Genomic DNA, 22,525 nt, shown 5'->3' with positions numbered 1-22,525 from the left:
ACGTTACTGCCTGTCGTTGTCCGATGTGGGGTGGGCGCGCCGGAGTGTCGTGGCAGTGTTGATCTATGCGTCTCGTGATCTTCACCGAACCCCAGCAGGGCGCCACCCACGACGATCTCCTGCGGGTCGCCAAAGCCGCCGAAGATGCCGGATATGACGGGTTCTTCCGCTCCGACCACTACCTCAAGATGGGCGATGTGCCCGGTCTGCCCGGCCCCACCGATGCGTGGATCACGCTCGCCGCCCTGGCCGTGCAGACCTCCCGGATCCGGCTCGGCACGCTGGTCAGCTCGGCCACCTTCCGCCTGCCCGGCCCGCTGGCGATCGCGGTCGCCCAGGTGGACGCGATGAGCGGTGGCCGGATCGAGTTCGGCCTCGGCGGGGGCTGGTTCGAGGCGGAACACCAGGCGTACGGCATCCCGTTCCCCGCGGTCGGCGAACGCTTCGACCGGCTCGAGGAACAGCTCGAGATCATCACCGGGCTGTGGGCGACGCCGGCCGGCGCCACCTACGACTTCGACGGCAAGCACTACCGGATCAGCGGCTCTCCGGCGCTGCCCAAGCCGGTGCAGTCGCCACGGGTGCCGGTCATCGTCGGTGGCCACGGCAAGAAGCGCACCCCGTACCTGGCGGCCCGGTACGCCACCGAGTTCAACGTCCCGTTCTCCAAGATCTCGGACATCCCGGCCCAGTACGCGCGGGTCCGCGCCGCCGCCGAGGCCCTCGGCCGGACCGAGCCGCTCACCTACTCGGCCGCCGCGGTCCTCTGCGTCGGACGTGACGACGCCGAGATCCGCCGCCGGGCCGCCGCGATCGGCCGCGACGTCGACGAGATGCGCGAGAACGGCGGCATCGTCGGCACCCCCGCCGAGGCGGTCGAGGCCATCGGCCGGTACGCGGAGGCGGGCGCGTCGCGTCTGTTCCTGCAGGTGCTGGACCTGTCCGACCTCGATCACATCGACCTGGTGGCGTCCGAGGTCGCGGCGCGGCTCTGACCTGGGTCTGCCGGCCGGGTCTCCCGGCCGCCCGGTGCGGCGCGGGGCGGCCGGTCCCCCTCGCGGTGTCAGACGGCCGCTCCTCCTTGCGGTGTCGGGCGACCGGTCCCCCTCGCGGTGTCAGGCGCGTAGGCGGAGGCCGCGTGGGGTCACGCGGAAACCGGCCGCGGTCAGGGCCTCTCGTAGCGGGGAGGCGTGAACCGGCTCGCCGTCGGCGCGTTCCACCGACAGGGCGCCCAGCGCACCGGAGCGCACCGCGCCGGCCAGGCCCTGGGCGGCCTTGGCCAGGGCCTCCGTGTCGTCGATGAAGGACAGCAGGGTCCGGCCGCCGCGCTCGACGTAGAGAATCAGGTCTCCGCCGACCGTGACGACCAGGGCGCCCGCCTTCCGGCCGGCGCGGTGGCCGGCCTTGGCGACCGGGTTGCCGTCACCGCTGTCGACGACCCGCTCCGGCCAGGGCAGCGCCGCCCCGAACGGGTTGGCGGGATCGGTGGCCGCCAGCACCACGGCGGGCACGACGGCCCGGCGGTCCTGCTCGGCCGGCTCACTCAGCGCCCGGAGCCGGTCCACCGCGCCCGGCACCGCGAACTGGGCCGCCCCCAGACCCTCGACGAAATAGCCCCGCCGGGCCGCCCCGCGCTCCTCCAGCGCCGCCAGCACCGGGTAGACCGCCGCGAAACCGCCGCTCACCCCCTCGGCCACGGCCGCGCCCCGGGTCACCACGCCGTGCCGCTCCAGCAGCAGATCGGCGACGGCCGCCGCGCGCCGGGTCGGGTCGAGATCCCGCTCCGGCAGCCGGGACCAGCGACCCGCCATGTTCGGCGGCCCACCCCGGGCGGGCAGGCGTGGCCGGCCCGGCCGTCCAAACCTGGTCCGGGCGGGCGCCGCCTTCGCCCGATGGGCTCCGCTGCCACCGAGCAGCGCCCGCAGCGGGGCGAACGTGTCGTTGGTCAGATGACCGGCCCACACCAGATCCCACACCGCCGCCGAGAGCTCGGCGTCGTCGGTCGAGCCGGCCCGGTCGGCGAGAGAGCGGAAGAACATCGCCTGCCCGTCGCCGAGAGCCTCGAGCACCGCCTGATGCAGCGGGGTCGCCGCGAACTCCTCGTCGGGTGGTGGCAGCAGCAGCGGGGCGCTCTCCGCATAGGCCAGCGTGACCCAGCCGTCGCCCCCGGCGATCGAACCGGACCCGGCCCACAGCACCTCACCGGCCCCGCACAACTCGTCCAGCAGCGGCGGCGCGTAGTCGGACACCCGGGCCGGCAGCACCAGACGCTCCCAGGCGGACGCCGGCACCGCGACGCCCTGCACCTGCTCGATGGCGGCGGCCAGCGCGTCCACACCACGGCCCGACCCGCCCACCTGCTGCCACCTCGGCAGGAAGGAGGCGAGCACCCGCGGCGGGACCGGCTCGATCTCCCGGCGCAGCGCCGCCAGCGAACGCCGCCGCAGCATCCGGAGCACCTCGGCGTCGCACCACTCGCTGCCCGCGCCGCCCGGCGAGAACTCGCCCGAGGTGACCCGGCCGGCCGCACTGAGCCGCTTGAGCGCCTGCTCCACGACGAAGACCCCGAGACCGAACCGGGCCGCGCAGGTGGCCGCCGCGAACGGCCCGCGCGTCCGCGCGAACCGTGCGACCAGATCGCCGAGCGGGTCGGCCACCGGTTCCAGGTGCGCCTCGGGAACACCGACCGGCAGCGCCACACCCAGCGCGTCCCGGTAGCGGCCGGCGTCGTCGATGCCGATCCAGCGCTCCTCGCCGGCCACCCGCACCCGGATCGCCCGCCGGGTCGCGGCCAGCTGCTCCAGCCACTCCTCCGGAACGCCGCGGACGGCCAGCTCCGAGGGCGCCAGGTCACCGAGGAGCCGCAGCAGCTCGGCCGCGTCCTCGGCGTCACGCGGGGTGCGCCGGGCGGTCAGCCACTGCAACTGGGCCTCGGTCTCCGCGACCACCTCCGGGTCCAGCAGCTCCCGCAGGTCGACCCGGCCGAGCAACTCACCCAGCAGGGTCGAGTCGAGGGTGAGCGCGGCGGCACGGCGCTCGGCCAGCGGGGCGTCCCCCTCGTACAGGAAAGCGCCGACATAGCCGAAGAGCAGCGACCGGGCGAACGGGGACGGCCGTGCCGTCTCCGCCTCGACGAGCCGGACCTTGCGCCCGGAGATCTCCCGCATCAGGCCGACCAGGCCCGGCACGTCGAACACGTCCTGGAGGCACTCGCGGGCCGCCTCCAGGGTCACCGGGAAGTCGGCGAACTCGCGGGCCACGTCGAGCAGCTGCGCGGAACGCTGCCGCTGCTGCCAGAGCGGCTGGCGGCGGCGTGGATCGCGGCGGGGCAGCAGAAGCGACCGGGCCGCGCACTCCCGGAACCGGGACGCGAACAGCGCCGACGTGCCGACCGACTCCTCGACGATCTGCGCGATCTCCTCCGGGTCGAAGGCGACCAGGTCGATGCCGGGCGGCTCCTCGGCGGTGTCCGGCAGGCGCACCACGATGCCGTCGTCGGAGGGCATCACCTGACCGTCCACCCCGAACCGCTCGCTGAGCCGGCGCCCGATCGCCAGTGCCCACGGCGCGTTGACCCGGGCGCCCAGCACACAGTGCACGGTCATCCGCCAGTCACCCAGCTCGTCGCGGAACCGCTCCACCACCACGGTCCGGTCGTCCGGCAGATGGCGGGTCGCCTCCCGCTGCTCGCGCAGGTACGCGATCAGGTTGCCGGCCGCCCACTCGTCCAGACCCGAGTCGTGCAGCTCGGTGGTGGCCTTGTCGTCGCCGGCCCGGGTCAGCGCGCGCAACCGGGCGCCGATGGCCCGGCCCAGCTCGACCGGCCGGCCGGGGGAATCACCCTTCCAGAACGGCATCCGGGCGGGCGCGCCGGGCGCCGGCGAGACGAGCACCCGGTCCGGTGTGATGTCCTCGATCCGCCAGGACGTCGAGCCGAGCAGGAAGACGTCGCCGACGCGAGACTCGTACACCATCTCCTCGTCCAGCTCGCCGACCCGGGAAGCGCGCTCCGAACCGGCCAGGAAGACCCCGAAGGCGCCCCGGTCGGGGATCGTGCCGCCGCTGGTCACGGCCAGGCGCTGGGCGCCGGGACGCCCGGTGAGCCGATCGGTGGTGCGATCCCACACCAGGCGGGGGCGCAGCTCGGCGAAGGCGGTCGACGGGTACCGCCCGGAGAGCATGTCGAGCACCGCGTGCAGCGCCGACGACGGCAGCTCGGCGAACGGCGCGGCCCGCCGCACCAGCGTGGCGAGGTCGTCGACCTGCCACTCGTCCAGCGCGACCATGGCCACGATCTGCTGGGCGAGCACGTCGAGCGGGTTGCGCGGGCAGCGCAGCTCCTCGATCGCTCCGGCGCCCATCCGCTCCGCGACCACGGCACAGGACAGCAGGTCGCCGCGATGCTTCGGGAAGACCACACCGCGGGAGACCGCGCCCACCTGGTGTCCGGCACGGCCGATGCGCTGCAGGCCGGCCGCGACCGACGGCGGCGCCTCGATCTGCACCACCAGATCCACCGCGCCCATGTCGATGCCCAGCTCCAGGCTGGATGTCGCGACCACGGCCGGGAGCTGCCCGGACTTGAGCGCCTCCTCGATCTGTTTGCGCTCCTCGCGGGAGACGCTGCCGTGATGGGCGCGGGCGACGACCGGTGGCGCGCCACGCGTGCCGCCGGCCTGAGCCATGATCTCCGCGGGCATCCGCGAGCCGGCGGGCACCTGCGCCGCCGCCGGATCGGCGCGCTCGGCGGCCAGCTCGTTGAGCCGGGCGCAGAGCCGCTCCGAGCCGCGCCGCGAGTTGGTGAACACGATCGTCGACCGGTGCGCCTCGATCAGGTCGAGGACCCGCTCCTCGACGGCCGGCCAGATCGACGGCGTGCGCCGGCTGCCGCCCGGCTCGTCCGAATCCGGATCAGGCAGCTCGTCGAGACGGGTCATGTCCTCCACCGGGACCTCGACCTGGACCTCGATCGTCTTGGCGCTGCGCGGCTGGACGACCTCCACATCCTGGGCGCCGGCGAGGAACCGGGCCGTCTCGTCGATCGGGCGCACCGTGGCGGACAGGCCGATCCGCTGGGCCGGCCGGTCGAGAAGCGCGTCCAGCCGCTCCAGGGAGAGGGCCAGATGCGCGCCGCGCTTGGTGGCGGCGACCGCGTGCACCTCATCGATGATCACCGTCTGGACGCCGCGCAACGACTCCCGCGCGGCCGAGGTGAGCAGCAGGAACAGTGACTCGGGCGTGGTGATCAGAATGTCCGGCGGGGTCCGCGTGAAGCCCCGCCGCTCGTCGGCCGGAGTGTCGCCCGTCCGCATCCCGACGGTGATCTCCGGAGGCGGCAGCCCCAGCCGCCCGGCCGCCTGGCGGATCCCGGTGAGCGGGGCGCGCAGGTTGCGCTCGACATCGACGGCCAGCGCCTTCAGCGGGCTCACATAGAGCACCCGGCATCGCTGCCGGGGCTGCTCGGGGACCGGCTCACGGGCCAGCCGGTCGAGCGACCAGAGGAAGGCGGCCAGCGTCTTGCCGGACCCGGTCGGCGCGACCACCAGGGCGTTACGCCCCGCGCCGACCGCCCGCCACGCCCCGGCCTGAGCGGCGGTGGGCGCGGCGAAGGCGGCCGTGAACCACTCCCGGGTGGCCGGACCGAACTTCTCTAGCACCTCTCGCACGCCTCACATCCTGCCCCGGGGGTACGACAGAAAACCGCCCTCCCGGCGCAGCGGGAAACCGCACGCGGGGGCCGGGTGATCGTCGTTCCTTGGGCGGTCTGTGGCTGATTATCCTGATACCCGACTTGATGGGTAGGTGCCGATGGCGGAAAGGCAGATGCTTGTCGCCGGCCGGTACCGTCTCCTGGAGCCGGTCGGCGCCGGTGGCATGGGGCGGGTCTGGCTGGCCCGGGACGAGATGCTCCACCGCGAGGTAGCCGTCAAGGAGATCGTTCCGCCGGACTGGATGACCAGTGCCGAAAAGGAACGCCTGCGTGCGCGGACCCTTCGCGAGGCGCGGAGCGCGGCCCGTCTCAACCACCCCCACGTGGTCCGGATCTACGACGTCGTGCACGCCGAAGGACTGTCCTGGATCGTCATGGAGTACGTGCAGTCCCGGTCGCTCCAACAGGTGCTTCACGAGGAAGGGCCGTACGAGCCGGCGGTGGCCGCGCGGATCGGCCTGGCCGTCCTGGACGCCCTCGCCGCGGCGCACCGGGCCGGGGTGCTGCACCGCGACGTGAAACCGCACAACGTGCTCATCGGGACCGACGGGCGGGTGGTGCTGACCGATTTCGGTCTCGCGACGTTCGTCGACGACGGGTCGGTGACCGCCCCCGGCCTGATCGTCGGTTCGCCCCAGTACGTGTCGCCGGAGCGGGCCCGCGACGGCGCCTCCACCGTCGAATCGGATCTGTGGTCATTGGGAGCGACCCTGTACGCGGCCGTCGAAGGGCGGTCGCCCTACGCCCGTGAGACCGCGATGGCGACCCTTGCGGCGCTCGCCACGGAACCTCCGGACCCGCCGGTCCGCGCCGGCCCGCTGGCATCGGTGCTCGACGGCCTCCTCCGATACGAACCGGCCACCCGCCTGACGGTTCCGGAGGTCGAGCGGCGGCTGCGCATGATCGTGTTCGAGGACCCGCAGGAGAAGATCCCGTTCCTGCCCGGCCAGCGCGACGGCCGGCGGGCACGCGGGACGGCCGGGCCGGGATCCCCTCACGCGGCCGGGTCTCCGGCGCGGCCGCACCGGGGGACGGCCTCGGTGGCGGGAAGGTCGTCTCCGGCGGCCACTGCGTCTCCGGCGGCCGCCGCGCCGGAGACGGGAACGCGGCCGAGGTCCTCGCCCGATCCGGTACGGAGAGCCACGGGCGCGGCGCCGGTCCCGCCCTCCGGTGGCGAGCCGTCACCGGCCGACGCGCGGATACCGCCGTCCGGCCTGTCCCCGAACGCCGCCGCTTCGTCCGGGCCGGTGCCGGGTTCCTCCGCCGGCAGAGGCGCGGAGGATGTTCGAGACGTGCCGAGCACTCCCGTCAGCGGCACCCATCAGGACGACACGCCGACTCCAGCGGGACCGAACGCCAAGCCCCCCGCGATGGCCCGCGAGCCGGACCCGTCCGGCCCACCCCCGGGGTGGGATCCCCCCGCAGCGGCCGCGGGCAGGCCTGGAACGACCCCGCACGATCCGGAAGCGGACCGGGACGACGTCTCCGCATCCGGCATGACAGGCACGAAACTCGAGCTTTGGCAGCCAACAGCGCCGTCCGGCGCGCCAGCCGCCGGAATGCGCTTCCCGGAGGGGAGTCCCGCCGACGGCCAGGCCGGCCGTCAGGGCACGGACCCGCTGCCCTCCGGCCCGGCGAAGCCGAAGACCTCCCGGCTCCCGCCCACGGCGGGCACGGCCGTCGTCCGTGCGGCCTCGGGCGGCACGACGAGCCGGCCGTCAAACCCGAACCCCACCCGACCGGTACGGGTGACACCGGCCCGGATCGCCGTCACCGCCCTGGTCATGCTGGCGCTCGGCGGCAGTCTGTTCGCGGGCTACGTGGCCGACCGCGACGAGCCCCGCCCCCAGGTCTTCCTCCCGTCCCCATCGGCCGTGACGGAGTCGCTGGTGACGACCACGCCGTCACCCTCCGTCCCGGTGCCGCCCGCCGAAACCCCGGCTTCCCGAACCTCCCCAGCTTCCCCGAGCTCCCAGGCCGCCCACTCCTCGGCCTTCCAGGCGCCCCAGAGCTCCCGGATTTCCCAGGCGCCCCCGAGCGCCCAGGCTTCCCAGGTCTCGCCGACGGAGCCGTCCGGCTCGCCGGCGCCCGCGAAACCGTCCACCGTGGTCCCCTCCACCGCAGCGAGTTCGCCGCAGCGGCGAGCCTTCGTATCCGCCCTCTGCGACACGTCACCGCCGACGGGCCTCCCGGCGACCCCGCGGAAGGGCGCGACCCGAGGCGTCAACGGGTGGACCCTGCCTTCCGGCTGGTCCTACTTCACCGACGGATCCGGTTTTCACATCGCGGTCCCTGACGACTGGACCTACCAGCGGATCGGTACGACCTACTGCTTTCGGAACCCCCGGAACTCCAGAGTGCTGAGCCTCGACACCGGCCAGGATCCCGCCGTCGACCCGGTCCAGGCGTTGCAGGCGGAGGAAGGCCGTCTAGCCGGACCGGGTGGGCTGCCCGGCTACACGAGAGCGGGTCTCGAAGCGGTGGCCCTGCTGCACCGGGCCGCCGACTGGGAGTACCGCTACCGGACCCGGGACGGCGCCGCCCGGCACACCATCGTCCGATGGTTCGTGGTCGACGGCCGGGCCTTCGTGCTGGGGTGGACCACTGCGGAGAAGACGTGGACCACGGACCTCGGCAAGCTCCAGATGGTCCGCGGCACCTTCTACGCGGTGGGCGCCACCCGCCACCCGGCCCCGAGCCCGTCCTGATCGTGGGGCGTCTCAGCCCACGCTGGCCGTGGCGAGCTTGATCCCGAATCCCACGAACAGCGTGCCCACCGCGGTGGACGCTCCGGTGGCCAGCCGCCGTCGCTCCCGGAACTGCCCGGCGAGGTAACGGCCCCCGAAGATCAGCGCGGACAGGTAGAGCGCGCTGAAGAACTGCACGACCGTGCCGAGGACCAGGAACGACAGCTCCGGATGCGGATAGCCGGGCTGGACGAACTGGATGAAGAACGACATGAAGAACAGGATCGCCTTGGGGTTGAGCAGGCTGATCACGGCGGCCCGGCGGAAGGGGCGCTGCATCCCGGCCGGTGGCTCGCCGGCCGGTGCCGGGGTTGGCACGGCACGGTCGCGCCACCGTCGCCAGGCGATGCGGATGATGTTGACGCCGACCCAGGACAGGTACGCCGCCCCCGCGTACTTCAGCACGAGGAACAGGGCCGGGTAGGCGGCGATCAGGGAGGCGACACCGGCCGCCGAGAGGAACATGAGCACCGCGTCGCCCAGGAACACGCCACACGCGGCCTGGTAGCCGGCGCGGACGCCACGCTGGGCACCCACCGAAAGCACGAAGACGGAGTTCGGGCCGGGCAGGAGGATGATGGCCACCACGCCCAGCACGTACGTCCAGAAATCAGTGATACCGAGCATTGGTCAACCTTTCTCGCCGGAGCGCCCCGGAGTATCGCTGACGGGACTCATCCCGTGGCCAGCCGGTCCCTGAGGCGCTGGGCCGCGGCCGGCCACTCGTCCACCGTCATGGCAAACAGCACGGTGTCCCGCCAGCTGCCGTCGGGCCGCTTGCGCTGCCGGCGGATCATCCCGTCACGGCTGGCGCCCAGCCGTGCGATCGCCCGCTGGGAACGCTCGTTGCGAACGTCCGTATACCAGAACACGCGTTCGGCGCCGAGCACGTCGAACGCCCGCTCCAGCAGCAGCAGCTTCGCCTCGGTGTTGACCCCGGTCCGCCACCACTTCCGGCCGAGCATGGTGTGACCGATGCCGAGGGCACGCAGGTTCGTGTCGATGTCGTGGTAGGTCGTCATGCCCATCACCGCGCCGGTGGCCGGGTCGACCTGTGCCCAGCCGGAACGCTGGCCCAGCCACTGACCACGCAGCACACCCGCGACGTCCTCGGCCAGGTCCTCCGCCGTGCGCGGCCGGGGGAAGGGGATGTGCCGCCAGACCTCCTCGTCGTCCAGAGCCTCGAACAGGCGCTCCACATGGCCGGGTGTGAGGGGCTCGAGCCGCACGTGCCGGCCCTCCAGCACGACCGGGGTCTGCCACTCCGACGGGGCGCCCGGAAGATACGCCGGCGGGGCGGCCGCGACGCCCGGCTCCGTCACCGGGGGCCCGGCCACCGTCCGCAGCGGCAGGATCCCGGCCCAGTGCGGCAGATCCAGGTCCTCCGGGTCGTCCACGGCGCCGGCGGCCCGGATCCGCACCGACACCTCGACGAGCGGAAGCGCCAGCACGGTCGTCTGGGCGAGCTCCTGGCGGGTGGCCGGCCGGCTGTCCCGGGAGCGGCCGTCACCGACCTTGTCGGCCAGGGCGGACAGCACACGCAGCTTCTCGGCGTCGTCGGTGACCGGCCGCGCGGTCCCGAGAGCGACCACGGAACGGTAGTTGGCACTGTGGTTGAACTGCGACCGCGCGTAGACCAGCGCGTCCAGCAGGGTCACGGTCACGCACACCGGGACGCCGTCGCCACGGGCCGCCAGGCCGAGCCGCGAGCCGGTGGAGCCGTGCAGATAGAGGGTGTCGCCGAGGCGGACGTGCAGGTTGGGCAGCACCCGGGGCTCACCGTCGACCACGAAACCGACCGCGCAGTCGAACGCCTCGTCGAGAATGGCGTGGGCCGTGTCGCGCTCGTAGTGCATCCGCTTCCGGGTGCGTGTGGCCGTCGTACGAGAAGTGGGGGTGTAGAGGTCGGTCATGGTGGCCTCCCCGGCTGTTCCGCTTGCGAATGACCTTGTACTAGTACACACTGCTTGCTGTGTCAGCACAGTATCAGGTCAGCGGTGACAACGCCGCCGAGATTTCGGCCAGCATCGAGGCGGGCATCGTCCGGGGCGACTGGATCGCCGGGGCGGCGCTGCCGTCGGTCCGCGTCCTCGCGGGCTCTCTGCACGTCAGCCCGGCCACCGTGGCCAAGGCCTATCAGGAGCTGCGCCAGCGCGGCGTGATCGAGACCGAGGGCCGGCGCGGCACCCGGGTCCGCCACCGCCCGGCCGTCGCGGTGACGCGAGCGGCTCTGCGTACGCCGGCTCCGCCGGGCCTGCGCGACCTCTCCACCGGAGAGCCGGATCCGCATCTGCTGCCACCCTTGGCTCCGGCGATCGCCGCGCTCGCGGCGCAAACCGGCCCGCCTCAGGGGTACGCGTCCGCGGTGACCATGCCGGAGCTGGCCGACGCGGCCCGGCCCCGCCTGCTGGGCGAGGGCGTCCCCGTCTCCGGCGCGGTGATCGTGGTCACCTCGGGGGCGCTCGACTCGATCGAGCGGGTCCTCGCCGCCCACCTTCGACCAGGCGACGGCGTCGCGATCGAGGATCCGGGGTGGGCCGCCCTGATCGACCTGGTGGCCGCCTTGGGCCTGCGCGCGGTGCCGTTCACCGTCGATGCCGAGGGACCCGATCCGGAAGCGCTGGCCGCGGCGTTGCGAGCCGGCGCCCGGGCCGTCGTGATAACCGTCCGCGCGCAGAATCCGACCGGCGCCGCGGTCGGCCCCGAGCGGGCCGCCCGGCTCCGCGAACTGCTGGCCGGCCATCCGGGCGTCGTCGTCATCGAGGATGATCACGCGGCCGAGCTGGCCGAGCGTGAGCCGAACTGCATCGGGCCGGTGACCGGCTCCTGGGCGTTCGTCCGGTCCGCCTCCAAGCCCTTCGGACCGGATCTGCGCATCGCCGTGCTCGCGGGTGACGAGACGACCGGTGCCCGGGTGGCCGGCCGGATGCGGATCGGCATGGGCTGGGTGTCCACCGTCCTGCAGCGGCTGCTGCTCCGGCTCTGGCGGGACGAGGAGACCACCGAGCTGGTCGCGCACGCCGCGAGGAAGTACGGGGAACGCCGCCGGGCGCTCCAGGCGGCGCTCCGGGCGGAGGGCGTCGAAGCCTTCGGCGAGACCGGTATCAACGTCTGGGTTCCGGTGCCCGACGAGACCCGGGCGGTCGCGGCGCTCCGCGATCGGGGGTACGCGGTGGCGCCCGGCGCCCTCTTCCGGATGGGTTCCCCGCCGGGGATCCGCATCACGATCAGCACACTCGAGCCCGCGGAGGCGACGGAACTGGCCGGCGCGGTGGCGGCCGCGGTCAACCCGGCCGGCGTGGTTCCGCCGATGAGGTGAGGTCTCCGCGGGAAGGGTGGACCGCCGTCATCCGGAAGGGTTGGGGCGGTGGCAATTTTGTCGGTGGCTGCGGGTAGAACGGTGCAATGCCATGGACGGAGGCGCCGGTGGGCGCGCAGCGATGGGTGCCGCCGCACCCCCGGAGCATCGACGAGCTGAAGTCGGCCGCGGCGGACTGTCAGGGCTGCGAGCTCCACGAGAGCGCGACCCAGACCGTGTTCGGGCGCGGGGCGCCGCATGCGAAGATCGTCTTCGTCGGCGAGCAGCCCGGTGACATCGAGGACCGGCAGGGACTGCCGTTCGTGGGGCCGGCGGGCCGGCTGCTGCGGGAGGCGGTCGACGACGCCGGCATCGACCCGGCCGATCTCTACATCACGAATTCGGTGAAGCACTTCAGGTTCGAGCTGCGGGGCAACCGGCGGATCCACCAGAACCCGGGGCCCGCCCACATCACCGCCTGCCGTCCGTGGCTGGTCTCGGAGTTCGCGCTGCTCAAGCCGGAGCTCGTGGTCATCCTGGGCGCCACCGCGGGCAAGGCGCTGCTCGGTCCGTCGTTCCGGGTGACCCGGTCGCGCGGGCAGCTGATGCCATGGCCGGCGTCGGCCCAGCACCCCGAGGACTTCCCGGTGGCCGAGATCCAGGCGCTGGCCACGATCCACCCCTCGGCGGTCCTGCGCGCGGATGATCGCGAGACGGCGTACCGGGGACTGGTCGACGACCTCCGGGTCGCGGCCGCGGCGGTCGCCTGACGGGTCGGCGGCCCCTTCGTGGGTACCCTTTCACGGTGCGCCTGACAGATTTCTGGGAACGCCTGGAGCAGAGTTTCGGGTCCGTCTACGCCCGCAGCATCGCGGCGGATCACGCCTTCACGGAGCTGGGCGGCCGGACCATCGACGCGGCCATCGCTCAGGGTGTCGAAACGGCTACCATCTGGCGCGCGGTGGTCGCCGCATACCCCGATCGGGTGCCTGTGCGGCTACGCTGAGCTGCATTAGCACGTCTGTTCGGGCGCGTCTCTCGATCCTCGTACAGGTGTTCGGCTATTGTCCACAGCGGCTCGGTCATCCACAGCACACGACAGGGCGGAGGACTTTTGTCATACCCACCGCCTACCGTGTCGACCGTGGTGAACAAGAGCTCGTCGGCGAAGAACGCGAAATCGAATACAGGGGTGGCGGGAATGGCGGCAGGAACACCTGATCGTGAGAAAGCGCTCGAACTGGCGCTGGCGCAGATTGACAAGCAGTTCGGCAAGGGCTCGGTGATGCGGCTCGGGGAGCGGCCGGTCGTGCAGACCGCCGTCATCCCGACCAGCTCCATCGCGCTGGATGTGGCGCTGGGTGTCGGTGGCCTGCCGCGTGGCCGGGTCATCGAGATCTACGGGCCGGAGTCGAGCGGTAAGACCACGGTCGCCCTGCACGCCGTGGCGAATGCGCAGAAGGCCGGCGGTATCGCGGCGTTCATCGACGCCGAGCACGCTCTCGACCCGGAGTACGCAAAGGCCCTCGGTGTCGACACCGACGCCCTTCTCATCTCCCAGCCGGACACCGGTGAGCAGGCCCTCGAGATCGCGGACATGCTGATCCGTTCGGGTGCTCTCGACATCATCGTCATCGACTCGGTGGCCGCCCTCGTGCCGCGTGCCGAGATCGAGGGTGAGATGGGTGACAGCCACGTCGGCCTGCAGGCCCGTCTCATGAGCCAGGCCCTTCGGAAGATCACCGGCATTCTCAGCAACTCGGGCACCACCGCGATCTTCATCAACCAGCTGCGCGAGAAGATCGGCGTCATGTTCGGTTCGCCCGAGACGACGACCGGTGGCCGGGCCCTCAAGTTCTACGCCTCGGTCCGGCTCGACGTCCGGCGCATCGAGAGCCTGAAGGACGGCACCGACGTCGTCGGTAACCGCACCCGGGTCAAGGTCGTCAAGAACAAGGTGGCCGCGCCGTTCAAGCAGGCCGAGTTCGACATCATGTATGGCAAGGGCATCTCCCGGGAGGGCTCGCTCATCGACGTCGGTGTCGAGCAGAGCATCATCCGGAAGTCGGGCGCCTGGTACACGTATGACGGCGACCAACTCGGTCAGGGCAAGGAGAAGGCGCGGGAGTTCCTGCGGGAGAACCCCGACGTCGCCGCCGAGATCGAGAAGAAGATCCTGGAGAAGCTCGGCGTCGGGCAGGCCGGTGCCGATGCCGCCGGTGGCCCCGAGCTGCCGCCGGTCGACTTCTGATCCGGTAACCGGCGATGGCTGGACGGCGCGGTGCACGGTCCGGGCGAGGGTGGGATGCCATCCCGCCCCGGGCCGCCTCCGGCATGCCGGAGGACGGAGAGGCGGGTGCGCCCCGCCGTGCCGGTGGCCGTGGCGCCCGCCGGCGGCCGGCCGGATCCGACATGCCGGACGACCGCGTGGGTGGAGACGGGCGGGAGCGGGCGGAGCCGCCGCGCAGCGAGTCCGAGATCGCCCGGGAGATCTGTCTTCGCCAGCTCGCGGTTCGACCACGAACCCGGGCAGAGCTGGCGAAGGCGCTGGTCCGCAAGGAGATCTCGGAAGAGGTGATCGCCGAGGTCCTCGACCGGTACGACGAGGTCGGCATCATCGACGACGCGGCCTTCGCCCGGGCGTGGGTTTCCAGTCGTCATCACGGCAGAGGGCTGGCGCGACGGGCGCTGGCCAATGAGCTGCGCCAGCGTGGGGTCGACGACGAGGTGGCCTCCGAAGCGCTGGAGGCGGTCGACGACGAGGCGGAGGCGGCCGCCGCCCGGGCGCTGGTCGATCGCAAGCTTCGGTCGGCGACGGGTGCCCCGGAGGCGGTCTTCCGGCGGCTGGTCGCGATGCTCGCCCGCAAGGGATATCCGGCCGGTATCGCCATCCGCGCCGTCAAGGACGCGCTGGCCGCCCGTGACGCGGAGGCCGCCGAATTCGCCGACGCGATCGACGCGGATGCGCTCGAGGACGGGGCCACCGGCCTCTGACGACGGGCTGCCACGCGCCCAGCCGCCGCGTGGATGACGACGGCGCCCGAGGCGCGTCGCGGCCGTGAAGCGGGACCAGTTCGGTGAGGGCTCTTCGTTGTGAGGGGTTCGGGCAGACCCGTGGGTAGCGTCACCCGCCTCGAACGGCCGGTGGCGGATTTCCGTCAACCGCTGCGGCAGCGGCCGAAACTTTCGCGGATCGAGTCGGGCCCCGAGACCGGGTGTTGGCGCCGGGACCAGGGATTTCGCCGATATAGTCCTGATGTGAGGATTGCTCCGCTGGTGTCCATTCGGTGCGATATCACGCAACGGCCTCGAGGCCGGGGCGGCTGATACGCTCCGTTACCGCGCGTTACTGTCACGCTCCGTGTCGCACAGTGAGAGCGCTGGCGGCGGTGGTGATAATGGTTGAAGTCTGGAGTGGCTCATTGTCACTGTGGCGTGATCGCACGGTACGCCGGGAATGTCCTGTGGGTTCGTGAGCTGGGCGTAAGCGGGTCTGTGCCGTACGTCCCATCCGCTGCCGAATCATGAGTCCTTGACCGAAGCGGTGCTCGCGACCTAGCCTCGCGTTACACAAGGTTTGTTCGACCATCTCATGCAACAGGCACAACATAGATCGCATTACATTACGGCATCACTTGGACGGTCCGACGTCCGTGAGATGCCGCCGTCGGCCGCTGACCGCGCGGCTGATGGCGCGACATACCGGCGGTCAACCCCACAACTCCACACACTCTGATTCGAGCGGCTGACGGGCGGCTCGCCGACAGGGGGCACCTGAGCCGGCCGGAGGATCATCAGATGGCGTCTCGGGCGAGGAAGATCGCTCGAGACATTGTCGTATCCCACGGACGGTAACGATGTTCCCGGTTGGCGGGGCGACCGCGGTGGCGAGGCTACGCAGGGAAACGCTGGCCGGATGTCCACATGGTCATCATCGGGCAGCGGTTCCCCGGCCGAGGAGCTCGAGCGCCCTCCGTGACGGTGGGCGGCAGGGACGGATTTCGGCACATCGTCTCCGGCTCAGGCCGGCGGATGTTCCGATTCTGAACCGGTCGTCCTGCCGGAGCGGAGCGACTGGTCCGAAGACCGGTCGCTGACCGAGATCCGGACGGTTCGGCTGATACAGCCGTCTCGACCGGCTCTCCACAGCGACCGGGCCGCTCGGGTAGGCGAAGCGACGGAATCGAGGCGATCGGGCGGCGGCAGCCGCCAGGTTGAAGCGATTCAGGAGGCTTTGGAACCCACGGCGGCCGGGCTGGCCGAGCAGGCGGTTGCGGATTTCGGCGCGACCGGGTTGAGGACCGGGTCGCCACGGATTCCCAGGTCGCCGAGACGTTCGAGACCCGGCCGGCCGGGGCAGCGGCCGGATCGCTTCCGCGGCGACCACGATGCCGCGGCTCCCGAGGCGATCCGCGTTCGCGACCGGAAGGGCCACGGACACCAGCGGGCTTCGGGTGACCGAAGGCTCAGGCGACCGAAGGCTCCGGGAGAACCACGGGCAACCGAGGGATTCCGGCGATTCGGCTCACTGACAGGCCGGCGGCGGGCGAAGGCTCAACCGGGCTGGAGCTCTCGGGCAACCGAAGGACTTCGGTGTCCGGCACCTCGGCGGCAGGCGAGCCGAAGTGGCCAAGGGCCGGAGGGCTTCGGGCAGCCGAGGTTCCGGGTGACCCAGGGCTCCGGTGACCCGGAGGGCCGCCGGGCGCATCGGGCCAACCGGAAGGCACCGGGTGGTAAGGCTCTGGGTAACCCGGGCGGCTCCGGGGTAACCGGAGAGGCGACCGGAACCCCGACCGCAGCCAAGGCCGTCCGGAAGCCCGCGACCGAGGCCCGGAGCAGAGCCACCCGACCCGGTGATCCGGCGAGGGCGGCCCGGCCCCGGCGCAGTGAGCCGCACCCGGTGCCCGGCGGAATGCCGGCGCCGGACGGAGACTGGAAGCCGGGGTGGCCGAACGGCGGAGCGCGTGTACCCGGGGGCCGGTGCCGCCCGCGATCTGCTGCCTTGGTCGGGCATCCCGCAGAGAGGCCCGCGCGTGTGCACCGCGCCGGCGGCGAAGGGAGACGCGGCGAGATGATGACCCCGCTGGACTGGGTGCTGGTGGTTGCCATCATCGTGATCGCCGTAGCGGTGATAGCGGGACTGGTCCTCGGGACACGGGCGCTGCGCCAGCTGCGCGCCGACCGGCAGGACGCCCAGGAGCGACAGGAGCAGGCGGTCGGTGACGCCCGGGCGAAGGTGGAGGACGCCAACGCCAAGGCCGCGTCGGTTCGCGCCGAGGCCGCCGCCGCGAAGGCCGAGGCGAGTGCCGCCCGGGCCGAGGCCCGCCGGGTTCTGGAGACCGCGCACAGCGAGGCCGACACCATCCTGGAACACGCCCACCGTCAGGCCGAGTCCGACGCGGAGCAGCTGCGCGCCGCCGCCCGCCGGTCCGGTGAGCGGGAGATCGCGCTGCTCAACGCCACGGTGAAGGAGCAGGCGGCCGAGGTGGAGCGCCGGGCCGCGCGGATCGACGAGCGGGAGCGGCTGCACGGCGAGGAGGTGGAGCGCCTCGTGGAGCGGGAGCGCCGCCTGGCCACGCTGGAGACGGATCTGTCGGCGCGGGAGGTGGCCCTGACCACGCGGGAGGCCGACCTGACGAAGGCCGAGGAGGTCAGGCGCCGGGAGCTGGAGCGGATCGCCGGGCTGACCGCCGAGTCGGCCCGGACCGAGCTGATCGAGGCGATCGAGGGGCAGGCGAAGCGCGAGGCGGCGATTCTGGTCCGGGACATCGAGACCGAGGCGAAGAACACCGCGGACACCCGGGCCCGGCACATCGTGGTGGACGCGATCCAGCGGATCGCCAGCGAGCAGACCGCGGAGAGCGTGGTCAGCGTGCTGCATCTGCCGAGCGACGAGATGAAGGGCCGGATCATCGGCCGTGAGGGCCGCAACATCCGGGCGTTCGAGTCGACCACCGGCGTCAACCTGATCATCGATGACACCCCGGAGGCGGTCCTTCTCTCCTGTTTCGATCCGGTACGCCGTGAGGTGGGCCGCCTCACGCTGGAGAAGCTGGTCCTGGACGGCCGGATCCATCCGCACCGGATCGAGGAGGTCTTCGACAGCGCGAAGAACGAGGTGGAGCGGCTCTGTGACCGGGCGGCCGAGGAGGCCCTGGTCGATGTCGGGATCACGAACATCCACCCGGAGCTGGCGAAGCTGCTGGGCCGGCTGCGGTACCGGACGAGCTACGGCCAGAACGTGCTGAAGCACCTGGTGGAGACGGCGCACATCGCCGGGATCATGGCCGCCGAGATGGGCCTGGACGTGCCGACCATGAAGCGGGCCGCCTTCCTGCACGACATCGGCAAGGCGCTGACCCACGAGGTGGAGGGCAGCCACGCCCTGATCGGCGCCGACCTGGCCCGCAAGTACGGCGAGCACGAGGACATCGTCCACGCGATCGAGGCGCACCACAACGAGGTGCCGCCGCAGACCATCGAGGCGGTGCTGACGCAGGCCGCGGACGCCTGCTCGGGCGGCCGGCCGGGGGCCCGGCGGGAGAGTCTGGAGGCGTACGTCAAGCGCCTGGAGCGGATCGAGGAGATCGCCGGCGGCAAGCTCGGGGTGGAGAAGGTCTTCGCGATGCAGGCCGGCCGCGAGATCCGGGTGATGGTCCGGCCGGACGACATCGACGACATCGGCGCCGCCGTGCTGGCCCGTGACGTGGCGAAGCAGATCGAGGAGGAGCTGACCTACCCGGGCCAGATCCGGGTCACCGTGGTCCGTGAGTCCCGGGTGACCGAACTGGCCCGGTAGGCACTTATGCTCTTGAATAAAGAGCATAAGTGCATTAGTTTCTACCTATATGAGGACGCTATTCCGAATTCTGGCGACTAGCTCGGCAATTGCCCTGGGCCTCACTTTGGGTGCGAGTCCGGCTAGCGCGGATCCGGTGGGTGGGAAGGTGTATCAGAACACTTCCTTCACCGCAAAGATTGCTAAGTTCGAGAGCGGGGCGGCGTCTAGCTGTAACGTCTGGAATGAGCAGGGGAATGCGACGATAGACCCCGTGACCTGGCGCTGCACCACGCGAGGGCTTCCCGCGAGGGTTGAGTCCGGGAGCTACTGGTACGACACCGATGGATTTACGTTCACCAACGTGTCCACCGGCGGATACTATGTGCGATTCAACGTCAGCTCTTCGTCGCCCTGGCGCTGGGTAGCCAACAACAAGTGGACCAAGATCCCTGGCGGAAAGTATGCCAATTGCTCGTGGCAGTCGGGTGAGGAACGGTACGACGTCTATTGCAATGTCGCGTGATGTGAGCCGGTCTTCAGAGTGACCGGTGCGGTTCGGCCGGCCATGTCCGGCCGGCCGAGTCGCATCGTGGTCACGTGGCCGCGGCGCCGCCTTCGGCCTGGGCGGTGAGGGCCGCAGGCGGCGGCGTCGGGGCTGCCAGGCCGGCGGTCTTGCGGCCCCGTGAGAGCCGGCGCTCGACGTACTGGGCGAGCTTGGACAGCGAGTAGTTGACCAGGATGAAGAGCACCGCGATCACGAAGTAGACCTGGATCGGGTTGCTCAGCACACCGATGATCTGCTTGCCGATGTTCAGGGTCTCCTCGTAGCTGATGATGAAGCCGAGCGAGGTGTCCTTGAGTACCACGACGAGCTGGCTGATCAGTGCCGGCAGCATGATCCGGAAGGACTGCGGCAGCAGGATCAGCGTGGTGGTCTGGAACGGGGAGAGACCGATCGCGAGCGCCGCCTCCCGCTGGCCGAACGGCAGGCCCTCCATGCCGGAGCGCAGGATCTCGGCGATGACCACACCGTTGTAAATGGTGAGGCCGATCACCAGGTACCACAGCGTTTCGAGGGTGATGCCGAATTCAGGCAGCCCCCGCGCCACGAAGAAGATGGTGATGACCACGGGCAGGCCCCGGAACACCTCGACACAGACCCGGGTGAGCACGGCCAGGCCGCTGCCGAGCCCACGCAGCAGATAGGCGACCGGGGCGGACAGCCCGGCGTACCGGTTCCCGGCGAGGCTCTTGAGCTGCAGGCGAAGCACGGCCAGCAGGGTGCCGATGATCAGTGATGCGACGATGGCCAGAGCGGCCGCGGCCAGCGTGTTCTTGATGCCGACCCAGATCCGTTCCCAGACCAGGACGAAGTTCTCGTTCGAGGGGTCGACCAGCGGCCCCCAGAGCTCCATCGAGAACTGCCCCTTCTCGTCCAGGGGCAGATAGATCAGGTAGTACGCGCCGGTCAGCACCAGGATGGTGGCCGCGACACTGAGAATCAGGGTGAGGCGCCGCTGGCGCGGGCCGGGGACGTCGTAGAGGACACTGCTCATCGGGCCGCCACCGCCTGCCGGCGCTCGATCCGGTCCAGGAGGGCCCCGAGGGGAACGGTCATGATCAGGTATCCGATCGAGATGCCGATGGCGACGGGGATGAAGGCGTAGCCCTCAGCCGAGGTGAGCTGGTCGGCACTCTGAGAGAGGTCCCCGACGACGCCGAAGAAGCCGATCAGCGCCGAGTTCTTGATCATCGCGATGATCACCGACCCGAGCGGGACGATCGAGGCCTTCCATGACTGCGGCAGCACCACGTACCGCAGGTTCTGCCCGAAGGTCAGCCCGAGCGAGCGGGCGGCCTCGGCCTGGCCGGGCGGCACCGCGTTGATCCCGGACCGCAGCGCCTCGCAGACGAACGCGGCGGTGTAGAGGGTCAGCGCGATCAAGGCGAATCGGAAGTACGGCAGGTCGGTGTCGAGCCGGGTGAAGACCACATCGAGGCCCGGGAGCCGCAGGAAATCCGCATTGGAGCCGAGGGCAGGCAGCGCGAACGCGGCGAAGAACATGACTACGGTCAGGGGCATGTTGCGAAAGACCGTGACGTACGCGGTGCCGACCGCCCGCAGCGGCGGCACCGGCGAGATGCGGAGCACCGCCACGACGGCGCCCAGAATGAGGGCGCCGATCGCGGCGAGCACGCAGATCTGGAGAGTCAACCAGAACCCGCCCGCGAAGACGTCGAACTTGTCTATGAGCACATTCACGGACGGAGACTCCCGGATCAGCTGATGAGATCAGTAACGGTTGACGGCCGGCGCGGTGCCCAGTTCGGCGCCGAACTTGCCGGCGGTGTCGTCCCACGCCTTCTTCCAGCTGCCGTCGGCGTAGGCCTTCTCGAGGGTGTCGTTGATGAAGGTCCGGAAGTCCTTGTCGTCGATCTTCACGCCGATGCCGTACGGCTCCTTCGTGAAGTTGTCGCCGGCCAGCTTGTACTTGCCCTCGTTCTTGGCGATGTAGCCGAGCAGGATGACGTTGTCGGTGGTCACGGCGTTGACCTGGCCGCCGTCGAGAGCGCTGATGCACTTGTCGTAGGTGTCGAAGAGCACCACCTGGGCGGCGACGTCCTTGACATAGGTCTTGATGTTCTCGGCGGGGGTGGAGCCGGTGACCGAGCAGACCTTCTTGTCGCCGGCCTTGAAGGCGTCCGGGCCGGTGATGGTCGCGTCGTCCGCCTTGACCAGGATGTTCTGGCCGGCCTCGTAGTAGGGCCCGGCGAACGCGACGCGCTCCTTACGCTTGTCGTTGATCGTGTACGTCGCCACGATGAAGTCGACGTTGTTGTTCACGATGGCGTCCTCGCGGACCTTCGAGGTCGTCTCGACGAACTCGATCTTGTCCGTGGGGATTCCGAGTTCCTTGGTGATGATCTTCGCGACCTCGACGTCGAAGCCCTCGGGCTTGCCGGACAGGCCCTTGAGACCGAAGCCCGGCTGGTCGAACTTCGTGCCGACCTTGACCGACTGGGCCTTGTTGAGCCGCTCCATCGTGCTGCCGGCGGCGAAGGACTTGGCAGCGCCGCCGGTGTCACCGCCCGATCCGGCGTCCTCGCCGGCGCATGCGGTCAGGGTGAAGGTGAGAGCCGCGGCGGTGGCCGCAACGGCTACGCGAGTGAAACGCATACTTCATCTCCTTTTCGATCAGGACCGCCGTCGTGTGGCGACCCTGAGGGGCACATCAGTGCGTGAGGATCTTGGAAAGGAAGTCCTTGGCGCGGTCACTGCGCGGGTTCGCGAAGAACTCCTCCGGCGCAGCCTGCTCGACGAGCTGACCGTCGGCCATGAACACGACGCGGTCGGCCGCGTGGCGGGCGAAGCCCATCTCATGGGTGACGACCACCATGGTCATGCCCTCGCGTGCCAGCGATGTCATCACGTCCAGCACCTCGCCGACCATCTCCGGGTCGAGCGCGCTGGTGGGCTCGTCGAAGAGCAGCGCCTTCGGCTGCATGGCGAGCGCCCGTGCGATCGCGACGCGCTGCTGCTGGCCGCCGGAGAGCTGAGCCGGGTACTTCTCCGCCTGGTTGGCGATGCCCACACGCTCCAGCAGCGCCATGGCCCGGTCGCGGACGACCGCGGGTTGCTCCCGGCGCACCTTGACCGGCCCCAGCATCACGTTCTGCAGGATCGTCTTGTGCGCGAAGAGGTTGAACGACTGGAACACCATGCCGACCTCGCTGCGCAGCCGGGCCAGTGCCCGGCCCTCCGCGGGGAGGGGGCGCCCGTCGAAGATGATTCGGCCGGAGTCGATCGGCTCCAGCCGGTTGATGGCGCGGCACAGCGTGGACTTGCCGGACCCGGAGGGTCCGATCACGACCACGACCTCGCCGCGTGCGACGGACAGGTCCACGTCCTGCAGCACGTGCAAGGGGCCGAACCACTTGTTGACGTTCTCAAGGACGATGAGAGCCTCGTCTGTCACCCCTGGTCCATC

15 protein-coding genes are annotated in these 22,525 nt (G+C 71.0%); 8 read left to right on the top strand and 7 right to left on the bottom strand.

Annotation, left to right across the window (positions count from 1 at the left end; translation table 11 throughout):
* The first annotated feature begins 65 nt into the window (after positions 1–65).
* Positions 66–995: an LLM class F420-dependent oxidoreductase gene (locus BJ964_RS03840; RefSeq protein WP_188119382.1), complete on the top strand. Its 930-nt coding sequence runs from the start codon at positions 66–68 to the stop codon at positions 993–995.
* Positions 996–1,115: 120 nt separating this feature from the next.
* Here BJ964_RS03840 and BJ964_RS03835 read toward each other — a convergent pair whose 3' ends face one another.
* Positions 1,116–5,666: an ATP-dependent helicase gene (locus tag BJ964_RS03835; RefSeq protein ID WP_456048983.1), complete on the bottom strand. Its 4,551-nt coding sequence runs from the start codon at positions 5,664–5,666 to the stop codon at positions 1,116–1,118.
* 142 nt (positions 5,667–5,808) lie between these two features.
* Here BJ964_RS03835 and BJ964_RS49005 point away from each other — a divergent pair, with 142 nt between their 5' ends.
* A complete protein-coding gene (locus tag BJ964_RS49005; RefSeq protein WP_307838013.1) occupies positions 5,809–8,418 on the top strand; it encodes a serine/threonine-protein kinase in 2,610 nt (869 codons plus the stop codon).
* A gap of 12 nt (positions 8,419–8,430) precedes the next feature.
* Here the strand turns inward: BJ964_RS49005 and leuE are convergent, their stop codons facing one another.
* A complete protein-coding gene (gene leuE / locus BJ964_RS03825; RefSeq protein WP_188119381.1) occupies positions 8,431–9,084 on the bottom strand; it encodes a leucine efflux protein LeuE in 654 nt (217 codons plus the stop codon).
* 47 nt (positions 9,085–9,131) lie between these two features.
* The gene (locus tag BJ964_RS03820; protein WP_188119380.1) at positions 9,132–10,370 is read right to left on the bottom strand and encodes a bifunctional pyridoxamine 5'-phosphate oxidase family protein/GNAT family N-acetyltransferase; all 1,239 of its coding nucleotides are present in this window, start codon (positions 10,368–10,370) and stop codon (positions 9,132–9,134) included.
* 59 nt (positions 10,371–10,429) lie between these two features.
* Here BJ964_RS03820 and BJ964_RS03815 point away from each other — a divergent pair, with 59 nt between their 5' ends.
* The 6 genes from BJ964_RS03815 to rny all read left to right on the top strand — a co-directional run bounded on the left by BJ964_RS03815 (position 10,430) and on the right by rny (position 18,554).
* Positions 10,430–11,776, top strand: a complete 1,347-nt coding sequence (locus BJ964_RS03815) for an aminotransferase class I/II-fold pyridoxal phosphate-dependent enzyme (RefSeq protein ID WP_188119379.1) — start codon at positions 10,430–10,432, stop codon at positions 11,774–11,776.
* A gap of 86 nt (positions 11,777–11,862) precedes the next feature.
* Positions 11,863–12,525, top strand: coding sequence for a UdgX family uracil-DNA binding protein (locus tag BJ964_RS03810; RefSeq protein WP_188119378.1), 663 nt, complete (start codon positions 11,863–11,865; stop codon positions 12,523–12,525).
* A gap of 35 nt (positions 12,526–12,560) precedes the next feature.
* Positions 12,561–12,761: a DUF3046 domain-containing protein gene (locus BJ964_RS03805; RefSeq protein WP_188119377.1), complete on the top strand. Its 201-nt coding sequence runs from the start codon at positions 12,561–12,563 to the stop codon at positions 12,759–12,761.
* A gap of 195 nt (positions 12,762–12,956) precedes the next feature.
* A complete protein-coding gene (gene recA, locus BJ964_RS03800) occupies positions 12,957–14,006 on the top strand; it encodes a recombinase RecA (protein ID WP_188126776.1) in 1,050 nt (349 codons plus the stop codon).
* Positions 14,007–14,020: 14 nt separating this feature from the next.
* On the top strand, positions 14,021–14,749 hold the full coding sequence (locus tag BJ964_RS03795) for a regulatory protein RecX (RefSeq protein WP_188119376.1): 729 nt from the start codon (positions 14,021–14,023) through the stop codon (positions 14,747–14,749).
* 2,080 nt (positions 14,750–16,829) lie between these two features.
* Positions 16,830–18,554, top strand: coding sequence for a ribonuclease Y (gene rny, locus BJ964_RS03790; protein ID WP_188126775.1), 1,725 nt, complete (start codon positions 16,830–16,832; stop codon positions 18,552–18,554).
* 575 nt (positions 18,555–19,129) lie between these two features.
* Here rny and BJ964_RS03785 read toward each other — a convergent pair.
* From BJ964_RS03785 to BJ964_RS03770, 4 genes are read right to left on the bottom strand one after another with little or no spacing between them, the layout of a single operon-like run.
* Positions 19,130–20,092: an amino acid ABC transporter permease gene (locus BJ964_RS03785; protein WP_188119375.1), complete on the bottom strand. Its 963-nt coding sequence runs from the start codon at positions 20,090–20,092 to the stop codon at positions 19,130–19,132.
* The gene (locus BJ964_RS03780) at positions 20,089–20,799 is read right to left on the bottom strand and encodes an amino acid ABC transporter permease (RefSeq protein ID WP_188119374.1); all 711 of its coding nucleotides are present in this window, start codon (positions 20,797–20,799) and stop codon (positions 20,089–20,091) included. Before BJ964_RS03780 ends, BJ964_RS03785 begins: the two co-directional genes overlap by 4 nt.
* Before the next feature lie 30 nt (positions 20,800–20,829).
* Complete coding sequence (locus BJ964_RS03775) at positions 20,830–21,714, bottom strand: glutamate ABC transporter substrate-binding protein (RefSeq protein WP_188119373.1); 885 nt, start codon at positions 21,712–21,714, stop codon at positions 20,830–20,832.
* A gap of 55 nt (positions 21,715–21,769) precedes the next feature.
* Positions 21,770–22,513 (bottom strand): amino acid ABC transporter ATP-binding protein, encoded by a 744-nt coding sequence (locus BJ964_RS03770; RefSeq protein WP_188119372.1) that lies wholly within the window; start codon positions 22,511–22,513, stop codon positions 21,770–21,772.
* Positions 22,514–22,525 lie beyond the last annotated feature (12 nt).

Source organism: Actinoplanes lobatus (assembly GCF_014205215.1).
In the GTDB taxonomy this organism is placed as follows: domain Bacteria; phylum Actinomycetota; class Actinomycetes; order Mycobacteriales; family Micromonosporaceae; genus Actinoplanes; species Actinoplanes lobatus.
The sequence above is the reverse complement of the archived record's forward strand: the minus strand, read 5'-3'. Positions and strand labels throughout refer to the sequence as shown.